This window comes from Micrococcus sp. HSID17227, from assembly GCF_003989405.1.
In the GTDB taxonomy this organism is placed as follows: Bacteria; Actinomycetota; Actinomycetes; order Actinomycetales; family Micrococcaceae; genus Micrococcus; species Micrococcus luteus.
Map to the genome: position 1 here is coordinate 1 of NZ_RBLN01000458.1, position 645 is coordinate 645.

A 645-nucleotide genomic window follows, 5' to 3' on the forward strand; every position below is an offset into this window, starting at 1 on the left:
TCTCGTCGACGCCGGGGCGTGGCCGGTGCACGAACAGGGCGTCCAGGTCCGAGCCGTAGGTGATCTCCCGGCCGCCCTGGCGGCCCATGGCCACCACGAGCACGTCGGTGAGCGGGTCGGCGTCCCCGACGACGGCGCGCGAGGCCACGCGCAGGGCGCCGACGACGGTGATCTGGTCGATGTCCGACAGGGCCCCGGTGACGGCCTCGAGGTCCAGCAGCCCCGAGATGTCCGCCAGGGCCACGCGCAGGGTCTCGCTGCGGCGCACCTGCCGCACATGGCGCACGGCCGCGGGGGCCTCCTCCGCGGCCACGCGGCGGTCGAGCCGCGCGTCGACCTGGCGCCAGAGCTGTATGGCGCCCCGGGGGTCGAGCTCCCGGTCGTCCCCCACCCAGGCCACGGCCTCGGGCGAGTGCTCGAGCAGGTCCCCCACGAACCGGGAGCCGGACAGGACCAGGCACAGCCGCCGGGCGGCGTCCGAGGAGTCGCGGAGCATCCGCAGATACCAGGCCGTGCCGCCCAGCGACTCGGAGAGCCGGCGGAAGGCGAGCAGGCCGCCGTCGGGGTCGGCGCACAGCGCGAACCAGCCGAGCATGGCCGGCAGAAGCTGCCGCTGGACCGCGACGGCGGCCTGCTCGCCTTCAG

The 645-nt window shown here is 76.0% G+C and carries 1 pseudogene; it reads right to left on the minus strand.

The window, feature by feature from the left end:
• Nucleotides 1-645: pseudogene (locus tag D8M29_RS12615) on the minus strand (bifunctional glutamine-synthetase adenylyltransferase/deadenyltransferase); the annotation flags it as partial.